Genomic DNA, 21,009 nt, shown 5'->3' on the forward strand with positions numbered 1-21,009 from the left:
CCTGCCCCATCGGCGCTTTCGCGTTACGCCCGGTCCGCCGATCCGCGAATCCGAGGCCGCGGGCGCGCGCGCAGTCAGCGCACCTTGCTCGCCCGCATCGCGTCCACCGCCGAAGGCGCGACGAACGAATCGCTGCGCGCGCTGGCCCAGAACGCCTGGAACACCGCGTGCGCAGGCACCTTGCCGAGCAGCTCGCCGGGCTCGAGGAAACGGTACAGCGCCGCCAGGGAACGCACCTCGACCGCCGACACCCGGCGCAGGATGTGCTCCGGGCCAAGCTGGCGCGGGTGCTCCAGCCCGGCCGCGGCGAGCAGGTCGCGCAGCGCCTTCAGCGTGTTCTGGTGGAAGTTGAACACCCGCGTGGCCTTGTCCGGCACGTCCAGGTGCCGCCACCGGCGCGGGTCCTGGGTGGCGACGCCGGTCGGGCAGCGATCGGTGTGGCAGCTCTGCGCCTGGATGCAGCCGAGCGCGAACATGAAGCCGCGCCCGGCGTTGCACCAGTCCGCGCCCATCGCCATCGCCCGGGCGATGTCGAAGGCGCTGACGATGCGTCCCGCCGCGGCGACGCGGATGCGTTCGCGCAGGCCGAGCCCGACCAGGGTGTTGTGCACCAGCATCAGGCCTTCATGCATCGGCACGCCGACATGGTCGATGAACTCGGCCGGGGCCGCGCCGGTACCGCCCTCCGCGCCGTCGACCACGATGAAGTCCGGCAAGGTGCCGGTCTCGAGCATCGCCTTGGCGATGCCGAACCATTCCCAGGGATGGCCGATCGCCAGCTTGAACCCGACCGGCTTGCCGCCGCACAGCCCGCGCAGGCGCTCGACGAAGGCCAGCAGCCCGCGCGGCGAATCGAACGCGCCGTGCCGCGCCGGCGACACGCAGTCCACCCCCATCGGCACGCCGCGGCACTGCGCGATCTCGGCGCTGACCTTGGCCGCCGGCAGCACGCCGCCGTGGCCCGGCTTGGCGCCCTGCGACAGCTTGATCTCGATCATCCTCACCTGCGGATCGCGCGCGTTGGCGGCGAAGCGCTCCGGATCGAAGCGGCCCGCCTCGTCGCGGCAGCCGAAGTAGCCCGAGCCGATCTCCCAGACCAGGTCGCCGCCGCATTCGCGGTGGTAGGCCGAGATCGAGCCCTCGCCGGTGTCGTGGTAGAAGCCGCCCCGGCGCGCGCCCTCGTTGAGCGCGCGGATCGCATTGGCCGAGAGCGCGCCGAAGCTCATCGCCGAGATGTTGAACACGCTGGCCGAATACGACTGCGCCCGCTCCTCGCCGACCACCACGCGGAAGTCGTGCCCGCCCGGTTCGGCGGGCAGCAGCGAATGGTTGATCCATTCGTAATCGGTGCCGTAGACGTCCTGCAGGGTGCCGAACGGCCGCGTGTCGTTGACCGACTTGGCGCGCTGGTAGACCAGCGCGCGCTGCTGGCGCGAGAACGGCACTTCGGCGGTGTCCGACTCGATGAAGTACTGGCGCATCTCCGGGCCGATCGATTCCAGGCCGTAGCGGAAATGCGCGAGGATCGGATAGTTGCGCCGCAGCGTGCTGCGCCGCTGCAGCAGGTCCCAGGTGCCGAGCGCCGCGGGCGCGCCGAACGCGACCGCGCCCCAGCCCCAGGCCGGCGCGCGCAGGCTCAGCAGCAACGCGGCCGCGGTGGCGAGCAGGCAGAACACGTAGAGTGCGTAGCGCGACATCGTGCGATTCCCGGGGCGGCCCGGGCGCAGCATAGCGCGGCACGATTCGTCCGTGCCGCCGCGACACCCCACGGCTACAGCCGCGCGTCGACCTGGTCGCGCGGGAACAGGCTCTTGATGTCGTACAGCAGCGCGTGCGGCTTGCCGAACGCGCGCGCGCCGGCGGCGCCGAGGGCGCGGAAGGCGTCGTGCGCCACGGCGAGGATCACCGCGTCGTAGGCGCCGGCCTCGGGCTCCGCGAGCAGCTCGACGCCGTACGCGCGTCGCGCCTGGGCGGCGTCGGCGCAGGGGTCGTGGATGTCCACTTGCGCCCGGTACTCGCCGAGTTCGCGCGCCAGCTCGACCACCCGCGTGTTGCGCAGGTCCGCGCAGTTCTCCTTGAACGTGACGCCGAGGATCAGGACGCGCGAGCCGGCCACCGCGATGCCGCGCTGGATCATGCGCTTGACCACGTCGTTGGCGACGTGCGTGCCCATCGCGTCGTTGATCCGCCGGCAGGCGAGCAGGATGTCCGGGTAGTAGCCGGTCGCCTGCGCCTTCTGGATCAGGTAGTACGGATCCACGCCGATGCAGTGGCCGCCCACCAGGCCCGGGCGGAACGGCAGGAAGTTCCACTTGGTGCCGGCGGCCTCCAGCACCTCGGTGGTGTCGATGCCCAGGCGCTGGAAGATCAGGGCGAACTCGTTGATCAGGGCGATGTTGGCGTCGCGCTGGGTGTTCTCGATCACCTTGGCCGCCTCGGCGACGCGCAGGCTCGACGCCTTGTGCGTGCCGGCCGGAATGATGCTGCGGTACAGCGCGTCGACGAATTCCGCGGCTTCCGGCGTCGAGCCGGACGTGACCTTGGGGATGTCGACCAGGCGCCGTTGCCGGTCGCCGGGATTGATCCGCTCCGGGCTGTAGCCGACGAAGAAGTCGCGGTTGAAGCGCAGGCCGGAGGCGGCCTCCAGTTCCGGCACGCAGATCTCCTCGGTCGCGCCCGGGTACACGGTCGATTCGTAGACCACGGTGTCGCCGGGCCCGAGCAGGCCGCCGACGGTGCGGCTGGCGGCGATCAGCGGACCGAAGTCCGGCCGCTTGTGCTCGTCCACCGGCGTCGGCACGGTCACCACGTACACGTTGCAGCCGCGCAGCTCGGCCGGATCCGCGGCGAAACGCAGGTGGCGCGCGGCCGCGATCTCGTCGGCGCCGGTCTCGCCGTTGCCGTCCTCGCCGCGACGCAAGCGCTCGATCCGCTGCGCATCGATGTCGTAGCCGACGGTCGGATAACGCCTGCCGAATTCCACCGCCAACGGCAGCCCGACGTAGCCCAGCCCGACCACCGCGATGCGCACCTCGCGCGGATCCCGCATTGCTTTCCCGTCCTCCGCCCTGCGTGGGCGTTCCCCGCCCCATTCTAGGGCCAGCCGCAACCACGCGAGCGGATCTCAGTGCAGCAGGCGCACCAGCAGGTAACCGCCGACGCTCAACCAGGCGAACAGCAGCGCCGCCAGCAGCAGCGGCCGCGTCCCCAGGGCGCGCAGCCGGGACAAACGGGTTTCGACGCCGAGCGCGGCCATCGCGGTCGCCAGCAGCAGCGTGTCCAGCGCCAGCAGCCAGGACTTGACCGCCGCCGGCACCGGCACCAGCGAGTTCACCGCGACCATCGCCAGGAAGCCGAGCGCGAACCAGGGCACGGCCACTTCGTGCCCGCCGCTGCGGCGCGCCTCGCGCCAGCCGAGCAGCAGCAGCACCGGCACCAGCATCAGCACCCGGCTCAGCTTGGCGACCACCGCGGCATCGGCGGTCTCCGGGCCGATCGCGCTGCCCACCGCCACCACCTGCGCGACCTCGTGCACGGTCGCCCCCGCGTACAGGCCGAAGCCGGCGGCATCCAGGCCGAGATGCGGGTACAGCGCCGGGTACAGGAAGATGCCCAAGGTGCCGAACAGCACCACGCTGGCCACGGCCATCGCCACCTTGCCCGGTTCCGGGCGGATCACCCGCTCCACCGCCAGCACCGCGGCGGCGCCGCAGATCGCGCTGCCGGCCGCGGTCAGCAGCGCGGTGTCGCGGTCGAGGCCGAACCAGCGCCGCCCGGCCCACAGCCCCAGCGCCAGCGTGCCGGCCACCACCACCGCGTCGACCAGCAGCCCCGACAGCCCCAGCGCGGCCACGTCCTGGAAGCTCAACCGCAACCCGTACAGGACCACGCCGGCGCGCAGCAGATGCCGCTGCGCCAATGCCAATCCCGGCGCCAGCGCCGCCGGCAGGCGCGCGCCGCCGAGATTGCCGACCAGCATGCCGATCACGATCGCCACGGTCAGCGCGCCGAGCTGGCCGCGCTGCAACAACGGCTGCTGCGCCAGCCACAGGCCGGCGGTGCCGATCGCGGCGGCCAGCGCCAGGCCGGGGCCGCGGACGGCCAGCACGGAAGCGGGAAAGGAGGGAACAGTCGCCATGCCGCCATGATCGGCGCCGTCCGACTATCATCAAAGTTGAATTTGTTTAGCGTCGGGATAAGCCGTCCTGATGATCGCGATCAGCCCGCGCCAGCTCGAGGTGTTCGTCGCCATCGCCCTGAGCGGCAGCGTGCGCGCCGCCGCCGAGCGCCTGCACCTGACCCAGCCGGCGGCGAGCATGGCCCTGTCGGAACTGGAGCGCCTGCTCGGCGAGCCGCTGTTCGACCGCCGCCTGCGCCGCCTGCATCTGAACGCCCACGGCCGGCGGTTGTTGCCGCTGGCGCAGGAAATTCTGGAGCGCATGCAGGAGTTCGGCCGCGGCTCCGGCGGCGCGGTGTTGCGCGGCGAGCTGCGCCTGGGCGCCAGCAACACCGTCGGCAACTATCTGGTCGGCGACCTGCTCGGCGGTTTCGTCGCCGCGCACCCGCAGGTCGCGGTGAAGCTGCACGTCGACAACACCGCGGCGATCGTCGCCGGCGTGCTCGACTACAGCCTCGACCTGGGCTGCGTCGAGGGTTCGGCCGCCCATCCCGACCTGGAGCTGCTGCCGTGGCGCGACGACCGGTTGTGCGTCTGCGCGCCGCCGTCGCACCCGCTGGCGCAACGCCGGCGGCTGCGGCCGGAACATTTCGCCGGCGCGCGCTGGATCCTGCGCGAAGCCGGCTCGGCCACCCGCGAACAGACCGAACGCGCACTGGCGATGCTGCCGCCCGGCGAAACGGTGCTGGAGCTGGACCAGAGCGAGGCGATCAAGCAGGCGGTGATCGCCGGCCTCGGCCTGGCCCTGCTGCCGGCGGTGGCGGTCGCCGACGCCGCGGCGGGCGGACGGCTGGCGGTGCTGCGCACGCCGTTCCTGCAGCTGCAGCGGCCGCTGAGCCTGGTGCTGCACCGTCGCCGCTATCGCAGTTCCCTGTTGCAGGCGCTGCTGGAACGGATCGCGGCCACTGCCGCACGGGGCCGAAGGCGCGATTACGCCTGAGCGGCGCCGGACCTCGCGCGGGAATCGCATCGCGCGATCGACCGGTGCCTGCGCGGCCACAGATGCCTGCGCGAAAGCGCGGCCTGAATGCACGGGCGGCCCCCCCGATTAAGCCTCGCGTTCACGGCCGCTGAACGTCCCGCCGCGCAGTCTCGGCGCATGAATTCCGTCCAGATCGACCAGTCCCCCGCGAACGGCGAGCAGCCCGTGCTCGTCGAAGTCGTCGAACAACGCGACGTCCTCTCGGCCTTCCTATGCGATCTGCAGCGGCCGGTCGCGCCGCTGTGCGGCATGCAGGCCGGCGAGACGCGGCAGGACCACGAATTCGCGGTGATGCGCCTGGACACGCTCCGGCTCGCCTGAGCCGCCTCGACGACCGCACCCTGCCCGACCCGCCGACGCGGCGAAGCGTCGCATTCCGGCTGCGCTCGCGGATGTCGCGGCCGGCCGGCATCCGCGAGCCCGCGCGTCCGCCGATGGTGCCCGGAGCCGGGATCGAACCGGCACGGCCTCGCGGCCGGCGGATTTTAAGTCCGCTGCGTCTACCTGTTCCGCCATCCGGGCGGGCACGCCGATAGCTTACGCGAAAGAAAAAAAGCCCGATCTCGCGATCGGGCTCTTCGAACTGGAGGCCTGGGTCGGAATTGAACCGGCGTACGCGGATTTGCAGTCCGCTGCATAACCACTCTGCCACCAGGCCGGTGACGTTTCCGCCGCAGCGGATTCTTCCACAACCGGAGCATGGCGCCTAGCCGGCTCCGGAAACGACAAGGCCCCGCATGCGGGGCCTTGGCTGAGGGCATCCCTCGAATCTGGAGCGGGAAACGAGACTCGAACTCGCGACCCCGACCTTGGCAAGGTCGTGCTCTACCAACTGAGCTATTCCCGCAGAGGAAGCGTCATTTTAGGCACGGGAAAGAAAGTGTCAACTCCTTTCTTCACCGCCGGAAACCGCCACGGGGGCTGTTCCCGGATGCGCCGGCTGCCAACCCGGCGCGTCGGCGATGGCGCTGCCGACGGAGGCTATTTTAACTGCGAGCGCCCCTCTTCGCGCAAGACCGGCCACGCCACGCGCAGGTACTCGAAGCCGGACCAGAGCGTCAGCAGCGCGGCGGCGGCGAGCAGCCAGTCGCCGATCACGAAGATCGGCCGCCCCATCCACACCTCGTGCGCCTCGCCGTAGGGGTTGACCGAATACAGCAGGCACAGCAGCGCGACCATCTGCACCATGGTCTTGATCTTGCCCACGGTCGCCACCGCGACCCGCGCGCGCTGGCCGAGTTCGGCCATCCACTCGCGCAGCGCGGAGACCGCGATCTCGCGGCCGATGATCACGCCCGCCCACAGCGCCATCCACACCGTGTGGTGCGCCTGCACGATCAGCACCAGCGCGGTGGCCACCATCAGCTTGTCCGCGACCGGATCCAGGAACGCGCCGAACGGCGAATGCTGGTCGTAGCGGCGGGCGATCCAGCCATCGAGCCAGTCGGTGATCGAGGCCAGCGCGAACACCGCCGCCGCGGCCCAGTTGGTCCATTCGAACGGCAGGTAGAACACCAGCACGAGGACCGGAATCAGCAGGATCCGCAGCAGGGTCAGCAGGGTCGGTACGGTCAGTCTCATCCTTCGCTCCGCGGACCGCCCAAGGCGCCGTTCGTCGCGGGCGCGTCCAGTCCGTGCAGGGTCGCATAGATGCGCTCGGCCAGCGCGTCGTTGATGCCGTCCACGCGCGCGATCTCCTCCACGCCGGCGGCCTTGAGCCCGCCCAGGCCGCCGAAATGCCGCAACAGGTTAGCGCGCCGGCGCGGGCCGATGCCGGGAATGTCCTCCAGCCGGCTGCTGTTGCGCGCCTTCTGCCGGCGGCCGCGATGGCCGGTGATCGCGAAACGGTGCGCTTCGTCGCGCACCTGCTGGACCAGCTGCAGCGCCGGGGACTCCGCGCCCGGGCGCACGCAACGCCCGTCCGGCAGCAGCAGTTCCTCGTCGCCGGGGCGTCGCGCCGGCCCCTTGGCCACGCCCACCAGGGCCACGCCCCGCACGCCGAGCTCGTCCAGCACGGCGCGCGCCTGCGCCACCTGCCCGGCGCCGCCGTCGATCAGCAGCACGTCCGGCAGCACGCCGTTCTCGTCGACCGCCCGGCGGAACCGGCGCTGGATCGCCTGGTGCATCGCCGCGTAGTCGTCGCCGGGCGCGACGCCGGCGATGTTGAAGCGCCGATACTGGCCGCGCACCGGGCCCTCGGCGTCGAACACCACGCACGAGGCGACGGTCGCCTCGCCCAGGGTGTGGCTGATGTCGAAGCATTCGATCCGGGCCGGCAGCTCGGCCAGGCCGAGCAAATCCCGCAGGGCCTCGGCGCGGGCGCGCTGGGCGGCATGGCTGCTGCGCTCGGTGGCCAGCGCCAGCTCGGCGTTGCGCCGGGCCAGGTCGAGGTAGCCGGCGCGCTCGCCGCGGACGTTGCACTTGATCTGCACCTTGCGCTCGCCGGCGGCCGACAGCGCGTGTTCGATCAGCTCGCGGTCCGGGATGTCGCGGTCGAGCACGATCTCGCGCGGCGGGGCCTGCTCGCCGTAGTACTGCGAGACGAAGGCCGACAGCACTTCCTCGGGGCTCTCGCTGCCGTTGGTCCGCGGGAAGAACGCGCGGGTGCCGAGGTTGCGGCCGTCGCGGAACGCCAGCAGCAGCACGCAGGCCGCGGCGCCCTGCATCGCGATGGCGAGCACGTCGAGGTCCGCGGCGCGGCCGTCGACGTACTGGCGCGCCTGCAGGCTGCGGATCGAGGCGACCAGGTCGCGCAGGCGCGCCGCCTCCTCGAAGTCCAGGCGCGCGCTGGCCGCCTCCATCGCCGCCACCAGTTCCTCGCTCAGCGCGTCGCTGCGGCCCTCCAGGAACAGCGCCGCGCGGCGCACGTTCTCGGCGTAGTCGCGCGCCGGCACCAGGCCCACGCAGGGCGCGCTGCAGCGGCCGATCTGGTGCTGCAGGCAGGGCCGGCTGCGGTTGCGGAACACGCTGTCCTCGCAGCTGCGCAGCTTGAACAGCTTGTGCATCAGGTTGAGCGTGTCCCGCACCGCCCCGACCGACGCGTAGGGGCCGAAATAGCGCCCCGGGGTCGAGCGCGGGCCCCGGTGCATGCCGATCCGCGGCCACGGCTCCTGGGTCAGCAGCACGTAGGGATAGCTCTTGTCGTCGCGCAGCAGCACGTTGTAGCGCGGCTTCAGCGACTTGATCAGCTGGTTCTCGAGGATCAGCGCCTCGGCCTCGGTGCGGGTGACCGTGACCTCCATGCGCGCGGTCTGCGCCAGCATGGCCATGATCCGCGCCGACTTCGGGGTGGCGTTGAAATAGCTGGAGACACGGTTCCTCAGCGCGCCGGCCTTGCCGACGTAGAGCACGCTGCCGTCGGCCGCGATCATCCGGTACACGCCGGGCGCGGTGCTGAGATTCTTGACGAAGGCCTTGCCGTCGAACGCCGGCGCCGGCTCGCGGCTCATGCGCGCCCCCCGGCCGCGCGGCCGGGCGCGGACACGCGGCGGGCGGGACGGGCGCGGCGGTCGGAAGCGGAACGGACGATCACGGACATCGCGAAGCTGGATGGGGCCGATTATGCGGCAGAACAAGCGCGCGCGCCCGCGTTCAGTCGAACAGGCCCAGTTCGCGCCGCGCCCGCGCGATCACGCCGTCGGCGGCGCGGTCGAGCAGCTGATAGACGTGCTCGAACTGCGCGGGGCCGCCGGTGTACGGGTCCGGGATCTCGCCGTCGGCTTCGACGCCGGCCCAGTCCAGCAGCAGCGCGGCCCTGGCCCGCGCGCGGGCGGGCATCCGCGCGCGCACGTCGCGCAGGTTCGCGCGGTCCGCGCACAGCAGCCAGTCGAACTCGCGGTAGTCCCCCGGCGCGAGCTGGCGCGCGCGCAGGCCGGCGATGTCGACGCCGTGCTCGGCCGCCTTCAGGATCGCGCGCCGGTCCGGCGGCTCCCCGGCATGCCAGCCGCCGGTGCCGGCCGAGTCCAGCTCGACCTTGCCGGCCAGGGTCGAGGCGGCGATGCGCGCGCGCAGCACGCCCTCGGCCATCGGCGAGCGGCAGATGTTGCCGAGGCAGACGATCAGCAGGCGCAGCGGCTCAGCCATGGGCGGCCGCCAGTCGCGCCTCGGCGCGGGCCAGGTCCTCGGGCGTGTCGACGCCCGGCGGGAACGGCTCGGGGGCGATGCCGACCGCGATCCGATGACCGGCCTCGAGCGCACGCAGCTGTTCCAGCGACTCGATCCGTTCCAGCCGGCCCGGCGGCAGCGCGGCGAAGCGCCGCAGGAAGCCCGCGCGATAGCCGTAGATGCCGATGTGGCGCAGCCACTCGCCCTGCGCCGGCATGCGCGTGCGGTCGGCGGCGAAGGCGTCGCGCGGCCACGGGATCGGCGCGCGGCTGAAGTACAGCGCATGGCCGTCGGCGGCGCGCACCACCTTGACCGCGTTCGGGTCGAGCAGGGTCTCGACCTCGTCGATCGGCGCGGCCAGGGTCGCCATCTCGGCGCCGCCGCGCATCAGCCCGGCGACGGCCCGGATGCCCGACGCGGGCGCGAACGGCTCGTCGCCCTGCAGGTTCACCACCACCACGTCGTCGGCCCACCCGGCGATGCGCGCGCATTCGGCGAGGCGGTCGGTGCCGGAGGCGTGCCCGGGCGAGGTCATCGCCACGCGCACGCCGGTGCCCTCCAGCGCCGCGGCGATGCGCGCGTCGTCCGCCGCGACCCAGACCTCGGCCGCGCCCGCGGCCAGCGCGCGCCGCGCCACGTGCAGGATCAGCGGTTCGCCGCCGAGCGGCCGCAGCGGTTTGCCGGGCAGGCGGCTGGCGCCGTAGCGGGCGGGAATCGCGACGACGAAGTCGGCCGCGCTCACCGCGTCGCTCCCGAAGCGGCGAACGGCGCGGCGGCGGGACGGGTCGGCACGGGCATCGTTGAACTTCCTTCGCTCTTAAATGAGAATGGTTATCGACAAGCGCCGCCTCGGCGCGTACCGCCAGCCTTCCGGCCAGCCGTTCCTTCCGATCCCGATCGGCGAAGGCGGCCGCAGGGCGCGCCTTCGGTGACCGGTCTTCCGTCGATTCTATAGACAAGCCCGATGCGCCCACTCCCCACCGCCCTCCACCGCGATTCCGGCGCGCAAGCCCGGTCCCGCCTCGCGCCGCGCCGTACCCTGCTCGCGCTGCGCCTGTGCGCGCTGCTCGCGCCGCCCGCGCTGCACGCCGCGCAGACGCCCGACGGCGCCGACGCCACCACCTTGCAGACGGTCGAGGTCACCGCACAGGCGGGCGGCACCACCGCCGCCGCCACCCGCCTGGACCTGAGCCCGCGCGAGACGCCGCAGTCGCTGAGCATCGCCGGCCGCGAGCTGATCGAAGACTTCGCGTTGAACGACATCAACGACGTGCTGGCGCTGACCACCGGCATCGACGTGCAGAAGGTCGAGACCGAGCGCACCTACTACAGCGCGCGCGGCTTCGACATCACCAATTTCCAGTTCGACGGCGTCGGCCTGCCGTTCGCCTCCGGCCAGCAGGTCGGGCGCCTGGACACGGCGTTGTACGAACGCATCGAAGTGCTGCGCGGGGCCAACGGCCTGGGCGCCTCGGTCGGCAACCCGTCGGCGACGGTCAACTTCGTCCGCAAGCGGCCGACCCGCGAATTCCAGGGCAGCGCCGCTCTGGGCGTGGGCAGCTGGAACAATCACCGCGTCGAGGCCGACCTGTCCGGCGCGCTCGACGCGGGCGGGCGCGTGCGCGGCCGCGTCGTGGCCGCGTACCAGCACGGCGACAGCTACCTCGACCGCTACTCGCTGGAGAAGGCGGTGGGCTCGGGCATCGTCGAGGCCGACCTGGGCGAACGCACCCTGCTGGCGCTCGGCCTGAGCTACCAGAAGAACCGCCCGCGCGGCTCGATGTGGGGCGCGCTGCCGCTGTACTACGCCGACGGCACGCCGACCGACTACGACGCCTCCACCAGCACCGCCACGCGCTGGTCCGGCTGGGGCAACACCGATACCTGGGCCTTCGCCGAGCTCACCCGGGGCCTGGGCGGCGGCTGGCGGCTCAAGGCCAGCCTCAACCATCGCGAACTGGACGGCGGCGGCGACCTGTTCTACGTCTACGGCACGCCGGAGCGCGACACCGGCCGGGGCCTGTACAGCTACCCGTCGTACTACCGCGGGCGCAACGAGATCGACCAGGCCGTGCTCGCCGCCGACGGCGCGTTCGCGTTGGGCGGCCGCGAGCACGAGCTGGCGCTCGGCCTGGACTGGGCGCGCAACGACGTCGGCGACCTCTCGCGCTACACCGCCGCCGCCATCGGCGTGCCGCTGCCGGAACCGGCCGGTTGGAACGGCACGTTCCCGCGCCCGGATTTCGCCGACTACAGCTCGGGCGGCGACTACCGCATCCGCCGCGGCAGCGCCTACGCCAGCGCGCGCTGGAACCTCGGCGAGGCGCTGAAGCTGATCACCGGCGCCAACCGGGTGCGCATCGACGCCGACGGCGAGAGCTACGGCACCGCCTACGCCTACGACGAGGCCCGCACCCTGCCCTTCGCCGGCCTGGTCTACGACCTGGACCGGCACTATTCGCTGTACGCCAGCTATGCCGAGATCTTCAACCCGCAGACGGAGGTCGACGCCGACCGGCGCCCGCTCGATCCGATCGACGGCCGCACTTGGGAGACGGGCGTCAAGGGCGAGTGGTCCGGCGGCGCGCTGAACGCCTCGTTCGCGCTGTTCCGTACCGAGCAGAACAACACCGCCGAGTCGGCCGGGTTCGACCCCGACACGGGCCAGGAGTACTTCCGCGGGGTCGATGCGACGGCCACCGGCTACGAGCTGGACCTCGGCGGCCGGCTCGGCGAGCGCTGGGATCTGTACGGCGGTTTCACCCAGTTGCGCCTGGAGGGCGGGAACGGCGAGGACGTGCGCGCCTACGTGCCGCGGCGCACGTTGCGCCTGGCCGCGGCATACCGCGTGCCCGGAGCCGACGGGCTCAAGCTCGGCGCCAGCCTGAAGTGGCAGGACGCCATCCATCGCGACCAGGACGCGACCGCCACCGACGGCGGGCCGGTCGTCACCCGCCAGGGTTCGTACGCGCTGCTCGGCCTGATGGCGCGCTACGACTTCGACGAGCGCTGGAGCGCCACCCTCAACCTCGACAACCTGACCGACCGCAAGTACCTGACCAGCCTGTACTGGGCGCAGAGCTATTACGGGGCGCCACGCAACGCGACGCTGACGGTGCGGTACCGGTTCTGAGACGCGCGCCGGCGGCGGCCCTCGCCCCGCTCCCGCGAGCGGGAGGGGGCGACCGCGGGCCGGAAGGCCGCCGGTCGCGAAACGGGGGCGAGGTTCGCCGGCCGCGGGGCGAAGCAACGACGACGCGAAGCGGCTGGATGGGCCGGACGAAGCGCAAGCCGCGAGCCGTCCGCGTGCGCTCCTACCGCCCGCCCTTCTCGATCAGCCGCTCCAGCAACGCCACCCAGAACGCCTCCGGCAGCTCCGCGCGCACCGGGACGCTGTAGTGCAGTCCGTTGGCGAACGCGGCGCACTTGACCGCGTCCTTCTCGGTCATCAGTACCGGCAGCTCGCGGCTGCCGAACTCGAAGTCGGACGCCTGGTAGCGGTGGTGGTCCGGGTAGGCGTGCGGCACCACCGCGATGCCGAAGCCGCGCAGCATCGCGAAGAAGCGCTCCGGGTCGCCGATGCCGGCGACCGCGTGCACGCGCTGGCCGGCGAACGCGGCCAGCCGCCGCGGCCGGCCGCCCAGCAGCGGCACGGCGCGATCGGCGAGCAGGCGCATCGGCCATTCGCCGAACCCGGTGTCGCCGCCCGCGCCCGCGCCGACGTTGACCACGCGGAAGTCGCAATCGGCCGCGCGCCGCGGCGGCTCGCGCAGCGGCCCGGCCGGGAGCAGGCGGCCGTTGCCGTAGCGGCGGCGGGCGTCGACGACCTCGATCTCGACGTCGCGCGCCAGCCGGTAGTGCTGCAGGCCGTCGTCGCACACCACGACGTCGCAGCCCTGCCCCGCCAGCGCGCGCGCGGCGGCGGCGCGGTCGCGGTCTACCCGCACCCGGGCGCCGGTGCGCAGGGCGATCAGCAGCGGCTCGTCGCCGGTTCGCGCGGGGTCGATGCCGGGTTCGGCCCACAGCGCCTCGCGCGGATCCTCGCGGCCATAGCCGCGGCTCGCGACGCCCGGGTTCCAGCCCTCCGCGCGCAGGCGTTCGACCAGGGCGATGGTCAGCGGGGTCTTGCCCGCGCCGCCGGCGGTGATGTTGCCGACCACCACCACCGGCACGCCCGGATGGCGGCGGCGCAGCAGGCCGCGCCGGTACAGGCCGCGGCGCAGCCCCGCGACCGCCCCGTACACGCCGGCGAGCAGGCGGGCGCCGGCGGGCACCGGTTCGTCGCCGTACCAGTAGGCCGGGGGCTGCACCGGGCGCTTGCTCATTCGCCCTCGCGGAACTGCATGCGGTGCAGGCGCGCGTACAGGCCGCCGAGCTCGAGCAGCTCGGCGTGGGTGCCGCGCTCGACGATGCGCCCCTTGTCCAGCACCAGCACCTGGTCGGCGTGCTCGATGGTCGACAGGCGGTGCGCGATCACCAGCGTGGTGCGGTTCGGCATCAGATGCTCGAGCGCGTCCTGCACCAGGCGCTCGGACTCGGCGTCGAGCGCCGCGGTCGCCTCGTCCAGGATCAGGATCGGCGCGTCCTTGAGCATCGCCCGCGCGATCGCCAGGCGCTGGCGCTGGCCGCCGGACAGGCGCCCGCCGCGGCTGCCGATCTCGGTCTCCATGCCCTGCGGCAGGCGCTCGACGAACTCGCTGGCGTTGGCGCCGCGCACCGCGCGCTGCAGCGCCTCGGCCGGTGCGTCCTGCAGTTCGCCGTAGGCGACGTTGGCGGCGACTGTGCCGTCGAACAGCATCACCTGCTGGCCGACCAGGGCGACCTGCCGGCGCAGGTCGGCCAGCCGGTATTCCTGCAGCGGGTGGCCGTCGAGCAGGATCTGCCCCGCCTCGGCCTCGTAGAAGCGCGGGATCAGCTTGATCAGGGTCGACTTGCCGCTGCCGGAGCGGCCGACGATCGCGGTCACCGTGCCCGGCCGGGCGGCGAAGCTCACGTCGGACAACGCCGGCTCGGCCTGCCCGGGATAGCGCGCGCTCACGCCGCGGAACTCGATCAGCCCCTGCGCGCGCGCCAGCGGCCGCGTGCCGGTGTCGGCCTCCTCCTCGGCGTCGAGCACGTCGAACAGGCGCTCGGCCGAGGCGACGCCGCGATGCAGCATGCCCTGCACGGTGGTGAGCTGCTTGAGCGCGGGGATGATCGCCAGCATCGAGGTCATCAGGCTGACGAAGTCGCCGGCGGTCAGGCGCCCGTGTCCGGCCTCGATGCCGGCGAAGAACAGCAGCAGGGCCAGGCCGACCGCCCCCATCAGCTGCACCACCGCGGAGGAGAGGCTGCGGGTCGATTCCACCTTCAGGCTCAGGCGCAGGTGATGGTCGGCCTGGCCCCGGTAGCGCGCCAGTTCGGTGCCCTGGGCGCCGTACACCTTCACTTCCTGGTGGTTGCTCAGCGCCTGGTCCGCGGATTGCAGCAGCTGCCCGCCGCTCTCCTGGATGCGGTGGCCGATGCGCCGGTAGCGGCGGCCGACCGTATCCATCATCCACGCCAGCAGCGGCCCCAGCAGCAGGATCGCCAGGGTCACGCGCCAGCTGTAGTACAGCATCACCGCCAGCATCGCCACGACCTGCAGCGACTGCTGCAGCATCACCTTGCCGGCGTCGATCGCCGCCTGCGCGACCTGGTCGCTGTCCGAGCCGAGCCGGGTCAGCATCGAACCCACCGGCTCGCTGTCGAAGCGCTGCCCGGGCAGGCGCAGGTACTTGCCGAGCACCTCGACGCGCAGGTCGCGGGCGATGCTGCGGCCGGCGCGCGCCATCGAGGTGTCGGTCAGGTAGCCGGCGATGCCGCGCAGCAGGAAGATGCCGACGATCGCCAGCGGCAGCAGCAAGCGCAGACGATCGTTGCGGGTGATGAAGGTCTCGTCGACGACATGCTTCATCAGCCAGGTGAACGCGCCGGCCGCGGCCGCCTCGACCAGCAGGCCGACCAGCGCGACCAGCAGCACGCCGCGATACGGCGCGACGAAACGCAGCAGGCGGCGGTAGATCCGCCAAGGCGACGCCGGCGCCTGGCTCACGGCTGCGCTCCGCCCTGGCGCTGCTCCGGCGCGGTCGCGCTCATCACCTTGCGGAAGCCGAGCTGGCCCAGCGCGTCGTAGACGGTCACCACCGCCTGGTACGGCGTGCGCGCGTCGGCGCGCAGCAGCACCGGGCGGTCGCGGTCGGCGCCGGCGACCTCGGCGATGGTGCGCTTGAGCGCGTCGACGTCGTCGCGCAGCACCTCGCGGTCGTCGACGAAGTAGCGGCCCTCGGCGTTGACCAGCACGACCAGCGCACGGTTGGGATCGTTCGCCTGCTCGCCGGTGGCGCGCGGCAATTCCAGCTTGAGCACCGAGCGCGCGTCGAAGGTCGCGGTAACGACGAAGAAGATGATCAGCACCAGGATCACGTCGATCAACGGGACCAGGTTGATCTCCGGCTCGTCGAAGTTGCGGTAGTCGCGGATGCGCATCGCGGTCCTCGCCTCAGGCCGCCTGGGCGCGGGCGACGCTGGGCCGGGTGTCGAGCGTGTCCATCAGCGCGATCGCCTCGTGCTCCATCGCCACGATGTACTCGGCGATGCGCCCGCGGAACCAGCGGTGCGCGACCAGCGCCGGGATCGCCACCAGCATGCCGGCGGCGGTGCAGACCAGCGCCTTGCCGATGCCGCCGGCGAGCTGGTTCACGTCGCCGATGCCGTGGTCGAGGATGCCGAGGAACATCTGGATCATGCCGACCACGGTGCCGAACAGGCCGAGCAAGGGGCCGGCCGCGGCGATCGTGCCGAGCGTGTTCAGGTAGCGCTCCATCTTGTGCACCAGATGGCGGCCGACGTCCTCGATGCGCTCGCGGATCTGGTCGCGCGGGCGCTGGCGCACGTCGAGCGCGGCGGCCAGCAGCTCGCCCAGCGGCGAGGTCTTGCGCAGGGTGTCGATGTGCGCCGGGTCGAGCTTGCCGGTCGCTGCCCAGGCGCGGACCTCCTTGCCCAGGTTCGGCGGCAGCACCGCCACCCGGCGCAGCGCCCAGGCGCGTTCGACGATCAGGGCCAACGCCAGCACCGACAGCAGCAGCAACGGAATCATCGGCCAACCGCCGGCCTTGACCAGTTCCAGCACGCGAACACCCCTCCGGCCTCAGCCGTCTCGATCCGGCCGATAGGATAGCCCAGCCCGCTCCACGCCCGACCGCCGCGCCGCGTCCCACAGGCGCGGCTGTGCCTGGCGTCGCGTTTCGGCGACCGGCCCGCCGCGGCGCAGCCCGATCCGCAGGGCCCCGCCCTGCGCGGTGTCCAGCACGCGCGCGCCGGCCGCACGCCAGCGCGCCACCACGTCGGCGCGCGGGTGGCCGAAGCGGTTGCCGTGCCCGCTGGCGACCAGGGCCAGGCGCGCCCCGGTCGCGGCGACGAAGTCCGGATCGGAGGAACCCCCGCTGCCGTGGTGGGCCACCAGCACCACCTCGGCGCGCAACGCCGCGCGATCGCGCCGCAGCAGGTCGCGCTCGATCACCTCGCCGATGTCGCCGGTCAGCAGCGCGGCGCCGTGGCGGGCCTGCACGCGCAGCACGCAACTGGACTCGTTGCGCAGATACGGGAAGTGCGCGCCCGGATGCAGCACGCGGAATTCGACCCCGTCCCAGCGCCAGGCCTGCCCGGCGATGCAGGGGCGCGCCCCGGCGACCGGCGCCTCCGGCGGCGCCAACAGGTCCGCGACCGGGAATTCGCGCCGCACCGCCTCGAGCCCGCCGGCATGGTCGTTGTCGCCGTGGCTGACCACGGCACGGTCGAGCCGACGCACGCCGAGCGCGCGCAGCGCCGGCACCACCGCGCGTTCGCCCGCGTCGAAACCGTCGCGCACCGCCGGCCCCATGTCGTAGAGCAGCGCATGCCGCGCGGTGCGGACCAGCACCGACAGGCCCTGGCCGACGTCGACCACCACCAGCTCGGCCTCGCCCTCGCGCGGCAGGCGCCGGTCGGGCCACAACAGCGGCAGCCACAGCAGCGCGGCCAGCGTCTTGCCGGGCACGCCGCGCGGCAGCAGCAGCCAGAACGCGCCGAGCAGCGCCAGCGGCAGGGCGAACCAGCGCGCCTCCGGCAGCCACCACAGCGCCAGTCCGCTCGCCGCGAAGCGTTCGAACAGCGGCCAGCTCAGCTCGAAGCACCAGGCCGCCGCGCGCCAGGCCCAGGCACCCGCCCCGAGATGCAGCGCCTCCAGAGCCAGCCCGAGCAGCGACAGCGGCACCACCACCAGGCTCCACCACGGCACCGCGACCAGGTTCGCCAGCGGCCCGGCGAGCGATGCCTGGCCGAACAGCGCCACGCACAGCGGCAGCAGCCCGAGCGTGGCCACGCCCTGCGCGGACAGGAAATCGCGCAGCGGCTTGCGCGGGCCCTGCGGCGGCAGGCACCACAACAGCCAGGCCACGCCGAGGAAGCTGAGCCAGAAGCCGGCGCCGAGCACCGCCAGCGGATCGACCAGCAGCACCGCGATCGCCGCCAACGCCAGCGCGTCGGCGCCGCGCAGCGGCCGCCGCAACAGGCGCAGCGAGGCGACCACCGCGATCATCAGCAGCGTGCGCACGGTCGGCAGCGCGAAGCCCGCCACCGCCGTGTACAGCGCGGCGCCGAACGCGCCGGCGGCCGCCGCAGGCAACGGCGCCGGCCAGCGCCGCGCCAGGCCCGGCCACAGCCACCACAATCCGCGCGCGAACAGGGCGAAGCCGCCGGCCACCAGGCCGACGTGGAAGCCCGAGATCGCGATCAGGTGGGTCAGGCCGTTGGCGCGCAGCACCTGCCAGTCCGCGTCGTCGAGCGCGCGGGTGTCGCCGAGCGCCAGGGCGCGGATGAAGCGGGAGGCGTCGGGATGCCGCGCCCCATCGGCCGCGGCCGGCCCGGTGCCGCCGTCGCCCGTGCGGGCGCCCAGCGACTCCGCCGTCGGCGCCGCGCCCCGTTCGCGAGCCGCGGCGCCGGGTTCCCGCTCGGACGGCGGCGACGCAGCGGGTTCCTGCCGCGGAAGCGGATCGGATGGCACGGGCGTCACCGCGCCGGAAGGCGTCCGAGGCGGAGCCGCCCCGGTTTCCACCGGATGCACGGCGGCGGCGATCCGCAGCGACATCCGCTCGCGCCAGGCGGCCAGGCCGTGCGGCGCCCGCAGGCGCTCGGCCAAGGCCGGTGCGCGCACGTAGCCGGTCGCGGCGATGCGCTGGGCCAGCATGTGCTTCTCCGCGTCGGCGCCACCGGAATTGCGCAGGCCGCGCGGCGCGCGCAGGCGCATCTGCAGCCGCCAGCGCTGGCCCGCCTGCAACAGGCGCGCGCGCACGGCCGGATCGTCGTCGTACCACGACAGGCGCAGGCGCCGGCCGCGCAGCGGCTCGGGCAGCGCCGGGTCGCGGTCGGTCTCGAACAGGAAGCGGGTGCGGCGCGGCTCGTGTTCGGGCAGATCGGCGATGCGCCCGGTCACGACCGCGTCGCGCTTGTCCCAGCTGCTCGGCAACTGGCGCGCCAGCGCGTGCGCGGCGTGCAACCCGGCGAGGGCGAAGCCGAACGCGAAGGCGGCCGCAAGCCGCCAGCGCGGCCTCCGCCACCACAGCGCTCCGGCGCCGAGCAGCAGCGACACCGAGAGCGGCCACGGCATCAGCCCGGGCAGCCACAGGCAGGCGACGACGCCCGCGAGCAGCGCCGCGGCGGCGGCGATTCCGAACGGCGGCGTCCCTGCCGCATCGCGCATCGGCTAGACCTCGTCGGGAGCGAGCTCGCGCAACCGGCCTTCGTGCAGCTCCAGCACGCGGTCCAGGCGCCGCGCGAGGCGGCGGTCGTGGGTCACCAGCACCAGGCTGGTGCCCTGCTCGCGATTGAGCGCGAGCATCAGCTCGAACACGGTCTCGGCGGTCTTCTCGTCGAGATTGCCGGTGGGCTCGTCGCCGAGCACGCAAGCCGGTTTGTTGACCAGCGCGCGCGCGACCGCGGCGCGCTGGCGCTCGCCGCCGGACAGCTCGCCCGGCTTGTGCTCGAGGCGGTGGCCCAGCCCGACCGCTTCCAGCAGCGCGCGCGCGCGCTTGCCGGCGTCGCCGACGTCCGCGCCGGCCAGCAGCACCGGCAGCATCACGTTCTCCAGCGCGGTGAACTCGGGCAGCAGATGGTGGAACTGGTAGACGAAGCCCAGGGCCTGGTTGCGCAACCGGCCGCGCTCCGCGTCCGACAGCGCGCTCATCTTCTGCCCGGCGACGAACACCTCGCCCGCCGTCGGCGTGTCCAGGCCGCCGAGCAGGTGCAGCAGCGTGCTCTTGCCGGCGCCGGAGGCGCCGAGCACGGCGACCGTCTCGTGCGCGGCCACGCTCAGGTTGAGGCCGGCGAACACCGGGGTACGCAGCTTGCCTTCCTGGTAGGTCATCGACAGCCCTTCGGCGCGGATGACCTCCTGTCCGTTCTTCCGCATCGTCCGGGTTTCCAGGTCGCGAAGGTCACTCATAGCGCAGCGCCTCCGCCGGGGCCGTGCGCGCGGCGCGCCAGGCCGGGTACAGCGTGGCCAGGAAGGCCATGGCCAACGCCACGCAGGCGATCACGATCACGTCGCCGGCCTGCAGGTCGGTCGGCAGGCCGGTGATGTAGTAGACGTCCTCCGGCAGCAGCTGCACGCCCAGCACCGCCTCGATCGCCTTGAGGATGTGCTCCAGGTTGAGCGTGAGCACGATGCCGCCGATCACCCCGGCCACGGTGCCGATGATGCCGATCAGCGACCCCTGCACCACGAACACCTGCATCACCCCGCGCGGGGTCAGGCCGAGGGTGCGCAGAATGGCGATGTCGGCCTGCTTGTCGGTGACCAGCATCACCTGCGAGGACACCAGGTTGAACGCGCCCATCGCGATGATCAGCGACAGCAGGATCGCCATCACCGTCTTCTCCATCCTCAGCGCGCGGAACATGTTGGCGTTCTCGCTGGTCCAGTCGCTCACGCGGTAGGGCCCGCCCAGGCGCAGGGCCAGGTCGCGGGCCACGTTCCAGGCCTGGTCCATGTCGTGCAGGCGCAGGCGCACGCCGGTGACGCCGTCGCCCATGCGCAACAGGCGCTGCATGTCGCGCAGGTTCGCCACCGCCAGGCCCTTGTCGAATTCGTTGTAGCCCGCCTCGAAGATGCCGCTGACGGTGAACCGCTTGAACTGCGGCAGCGCCCCGATCGGCGAGCCGCGCGCATCCGCCAGCATCACCACGACCTGGTCGCCGACGTTGACGCCGAGCCACAGCGCCAGTTCCTTGCCCAGCACCAGGTTGAAGCTGCCCGGGGTGAGCGAATCGAGCCGGCCCTGCACCATCTTCTCGGCCAGCACCGAGACCTTGCCCTCCTCGCCCGGCAGCACGCCGCGGATCAGCGCCGGCTGCTGGCGCACGCCGTTGATCAGCGCTTCCTTCTCGATGTAGGGCGCGGCGCCGGCGACGCGCGGATCGCGCAACGCGGTGCTTACCGCCTGCGACCAGCCCAGCACCGGCTCGCCGTAGCCGCTGACCGTCGCGTGCGCGGCCATCTGCAGCATGCGGTCGCGGATCTCGCGCTGGAAGCCGCTCATCACCGCCAGCGTGGTGATCAGCGCCGTCACCCCCAGCGCGATGCCCAGCACCGACGCCAGCGAGATGAAGGATATGAAGCCGTTGCGGCGTTTGGCGCGCAGGTAGCGCAGGCCGATGGCGACGGGGATCGGTTTGAACATGCGGGAGGACT

At 72.8% G+C, this 21,009-nt stretch carries 17 protein-coding genes and 3 tRNA genes; 3 read left to right on the plus strand and 17 right to left on the minus strand.

The features are described 5' to 3' along the window. Nucleotides 1-74 precede the first annotated feature (74 nt). The 3 genes from EDC50_RS04750 to EDC50_RS04760 all read right to left on the minus strand — a co-directional run bounded on the left by EDC50_RS04750 (nucleotide 75) and on the right by EDC50_RS04760 (nucleotide 4,138). The gene (locus tag EDC50_RS04750; protein WP_123769286.1) at nucleotides 75-1,697 is read right to left on the minus strand and encodes an FMN-binding glutamate synthase family protein; all 1,623 of its coding nucleotides are present in this window, start codon (nucleotides 1,695-1,697) and stop codon (nucleotides 75-77) included. A 74-nt stretch (nucleotides 1,698-1,771) separates the two neighbouring features. Next, on the minus strand, nucleotides 1,772-3,049 hold the full coding sequence (locus tag EDC50_RS04755) for a nucleotide sugar dehydrogenase (protein ID WP_123769287.1): 1,278 nt from the start codon (nucleotides 3,047-3,049) through the stop codon (nucleotides 1,772-1,774). Between the two features lie 75 nt (nucleotides 3,050-3,124). Further along, a complete protein-coding gene (locus EDC50_RS04760) occupies nucleotides 3,125-4,138 on the minus strand; it encodes a YeiH family protein (protein ID WP_123769288.1) in 1,014 nt (337 codons plus the stop codon). Between the two features lie 70 nt (nucleotides 4,139-4,208). Between EDC50_RS04760 and EDC50_RS04765 the strand changes: the two genes are divergently transcribed. Together EDC50_RS04765 and EDC50_RS04770 are read left to right on the plus strand one after the other, a co-directional pair. Further along, the gene (locus EDC50_RS04765; protein WP_123769289.1) at nucleotides 4,209-5,117 is read left to right on the plus strand and encodes a LysR substrate-binding domain-containing protein; all 909 of its coding nucleotides are present in this window, start codon (nucleotides 4,209-4,211) and stop codon (nucleotides 5,115-5,117) included. Between the two features lie 159 nt (nucleotides 5,118-5,276). Continuing rightward, nucleotides 5,277-5,480 (plus strand): hypothetical protein, encoded by a 204-nt coding sequence (locus EDC50_RS04770; protein ID WP_123769290.1) that lies wholly within the window; start codon nucleotides 5,277-5,279, stop codon nucleotides 5,478-5,480. Between the two features lie 114 nt (nucleotides 5,481-5,594). Here EDC50_RS04770 and EDC50_RS04775 read toward each other — a convergent pair. The 7 genes from EDC50_RS04775 to kdsB all read right to left on the minus strand — a co-directional run bounded on the left by EDC50_RS04775 (nucleotide 5,595) and on the right by kdsB (nucleotide 10,005). Continuing rightward, nucleotides 5,595-5,681: transfer RNA gene (locus tag EDC50_RS04775), tRNA-Leu, on the minus strand. Between the two features lie 62 nt (nucleotides 5,682-5,743). Then, a tRNA-Cys gene (locus EDC50_RS04780) sits at nucleotides 5,744-5,817 on the minus strand. Between the two features lie 113 nt (nucleotides 5,818-5,930). Beyond that, nucleotides 5,931-6,006 (minus strand) — tRNA-Gly (locus EDC50_RS04785). Between the two features lie 134 nt (nucleotides 6,007-6,140). Beyond that, nucleotides 6,141-6,740 carry a CDP-diacylglycerol--glycerol-3-phosphate 3-phosphatidyltransferase gene (pgsA, locus tag EDC50_RS04790; RefSeq protein ID WP_123769291.1) on the minus strand — a complete coding sequence of 200 codons (600 nt, stop codon included), beginning with the start codon at nucleotides 6,738-6,740 and terminating at the stop codon, nucleotides 6,141-6,143. Continuing rightward, nucleotides 6,737-8,608 carry an excinuclease ABC subunit UvrC gene (uvrC, locus tag EDC50_RS04795; RefSeq protein WP_123769292.1) on the minus strand — a complete coding sequence of 624 codons (1,872 nt, stop codon included), beginning with the start codon at nucleotides 8,606-8,608 and terminating at the stop codon, nucleotides 6,737-6,739. Before uvrC ends, pgsA begins: the two co-directional genes overlap by 4 nt. 142 nt (nucleotides 8,609-8,750) lie before the next feature. Then, a complete protein-coding gene (locus EDC50_RS04800; protein ID WP_123769639.1) occupies nucleotides 8,751-9,230 on the minus strand; it encodes a low molecular weight protein-tyrosine-phosphatase in 480 nt (159 codons plus the stop codon). A 4-nt stretch (nucleotides 9,231-9,234) separates the two neighbouring features. Continuing rightward, nucleotides 9,235-10,005 (minus strand): 3-deoxy-manno-octulosonate cytidylyltransferase, encoded by a 771-nt coding sequence (gene kdsB / locus EDC50_RS04805; protein ID WP_123769293.1) that lies wholly within the window; start codon nucleotides 10,003-10,005, stop codon nucleotides 9,235-9,237. A gap of 222 nt (nucleotides 10,006-10,227) precedes the next feature. Between kdsB and EDC50_RS04810 the strand changes: the two genes are divergently transcribed. Next, entirely contained in the window at nucleotides 10,228-12,396 is a 2,169-nt protein-coding gene (locus tag EDC50_RS04810; RefSeq protein WP_123769294.1) for a TonB-dependent siderophore receptor, read from the plus strand. A gap of 181 nt (nucleotides 12,397-12,577) precedes the next feature. On the opposite strand, the gene lpxK is transcribed toward EDC50_RS04810, so the two are convergent. Genes lpxK through EDC50_RS04845 form a run of 7 tightly spaced genes read right to left on the minus strand, consistent with a single transcriptional unit; the run spans nucleotide 12,578 to nucleotide 20,998 of the window. Further along, a complete protein-coding gene (gene lpxK, locus EDC50_RS04815; protein ID WP_123769295.1) occupies nucleotides 12,578-13,588 on the minus strand; it encodes a tetraacyldisaccharide 4'-kinase in 1,011 nt (336 codons plus the stop codon). Then, on the minus strand, nucleotides 13,585-15,336 hold the full coding sequence (gene msbA / locus EDC50_RS04820) for a lipid A export permease/ATP-binding protein MsbA (RefSeq protein WP_123769296.1): 1,752 nt from the start codon (nucleotides 15,334-15,336) through the stop codon (nucleotides 13,585-13,587). Before msbA ends, lpxK begins: the two co-directional genes overlap by 4 nt. Then, on the minus strand, nucleotides 15,333-15,770 hold the full coding sequence (locus EDC50_RS04825) for an ExbD/TolR family protein (protein ID WP_123769297.1): 438 nt from the start codon (nucleotides 15,768-15,770) through the stop codon (nucleotides 15,333-15,335). Before EDC50_RS04825 ends, msbA begins: the two co-directional genes overlap by 4 nt. 13 nt (nucleotides 15,771-15,783) lie before the next feature. Then, nucleotides 15,784-16,413 (minus strand): MotA/TolQ/ExbB proton channel family protein, encoded by a 630-nt coding sequence (locus tag EDC50_RS04830; protein ID WP_123769298.1) that lies wholly within the window; start codon nucleotides 16,411-16,413, stop codon nucleotides 15,784-15,786. Nucleotides 16,414-16,431: 18 nt separating this feature from the next. Beyond that, nucleotides 16,432-19,020 (minus strand): DNA internalization-related competence protein ComEC/Rec2, encoded by a 2,589-nt coding sequence (locus EDC50_RS04835; protein ID WP_242003017.1) that lies wholly within the window; start codon nucleotides 19,018-19,020, stop codon nucleotides 16,432-16,434. Nucleotides 19,021-19,023: 3 nt separating this feature from the next. Next, nucleotides 19,024-19,728, minus strand: coding sequence for a lipoprotein-releasing ABC transporter ATP-binding protein LolD (gene lolD / locus EDC50_RS04840; RefSeq protein ID WP_425477877.1), 705 nt, complete (start codon nucleotides 19,726-19,728; stop codon nucleotides 19,024-19,026). Between the two features lie 25 nt (nucleotides 19,729-19,753). After that, complete coding sequence (locus EDC50_RS04845; RefSeq protein ID WP_123769300.1) at nucleotides 19,754-20,998, minus strand: lipoprotein-releasing ABC transporter permease subunit; 1,245 nt, start codon at nucleotides 20,996-20,998, stop codon at nucleotides 19,754-19,756. Nucleotides 20,999-21,009 lie beyond the last annotated feature (11 nt).

The organism is Vulcaniibacterium tengchongense, assembly GCF_003814555.1.
GTDB lineage: Bacteria > Pseudomonadota > Gammaproteobacteria > Xanthomonadales > Xanthomonadaceae > Vulcaniibacterium > Vulcaniibacterium tengchongense.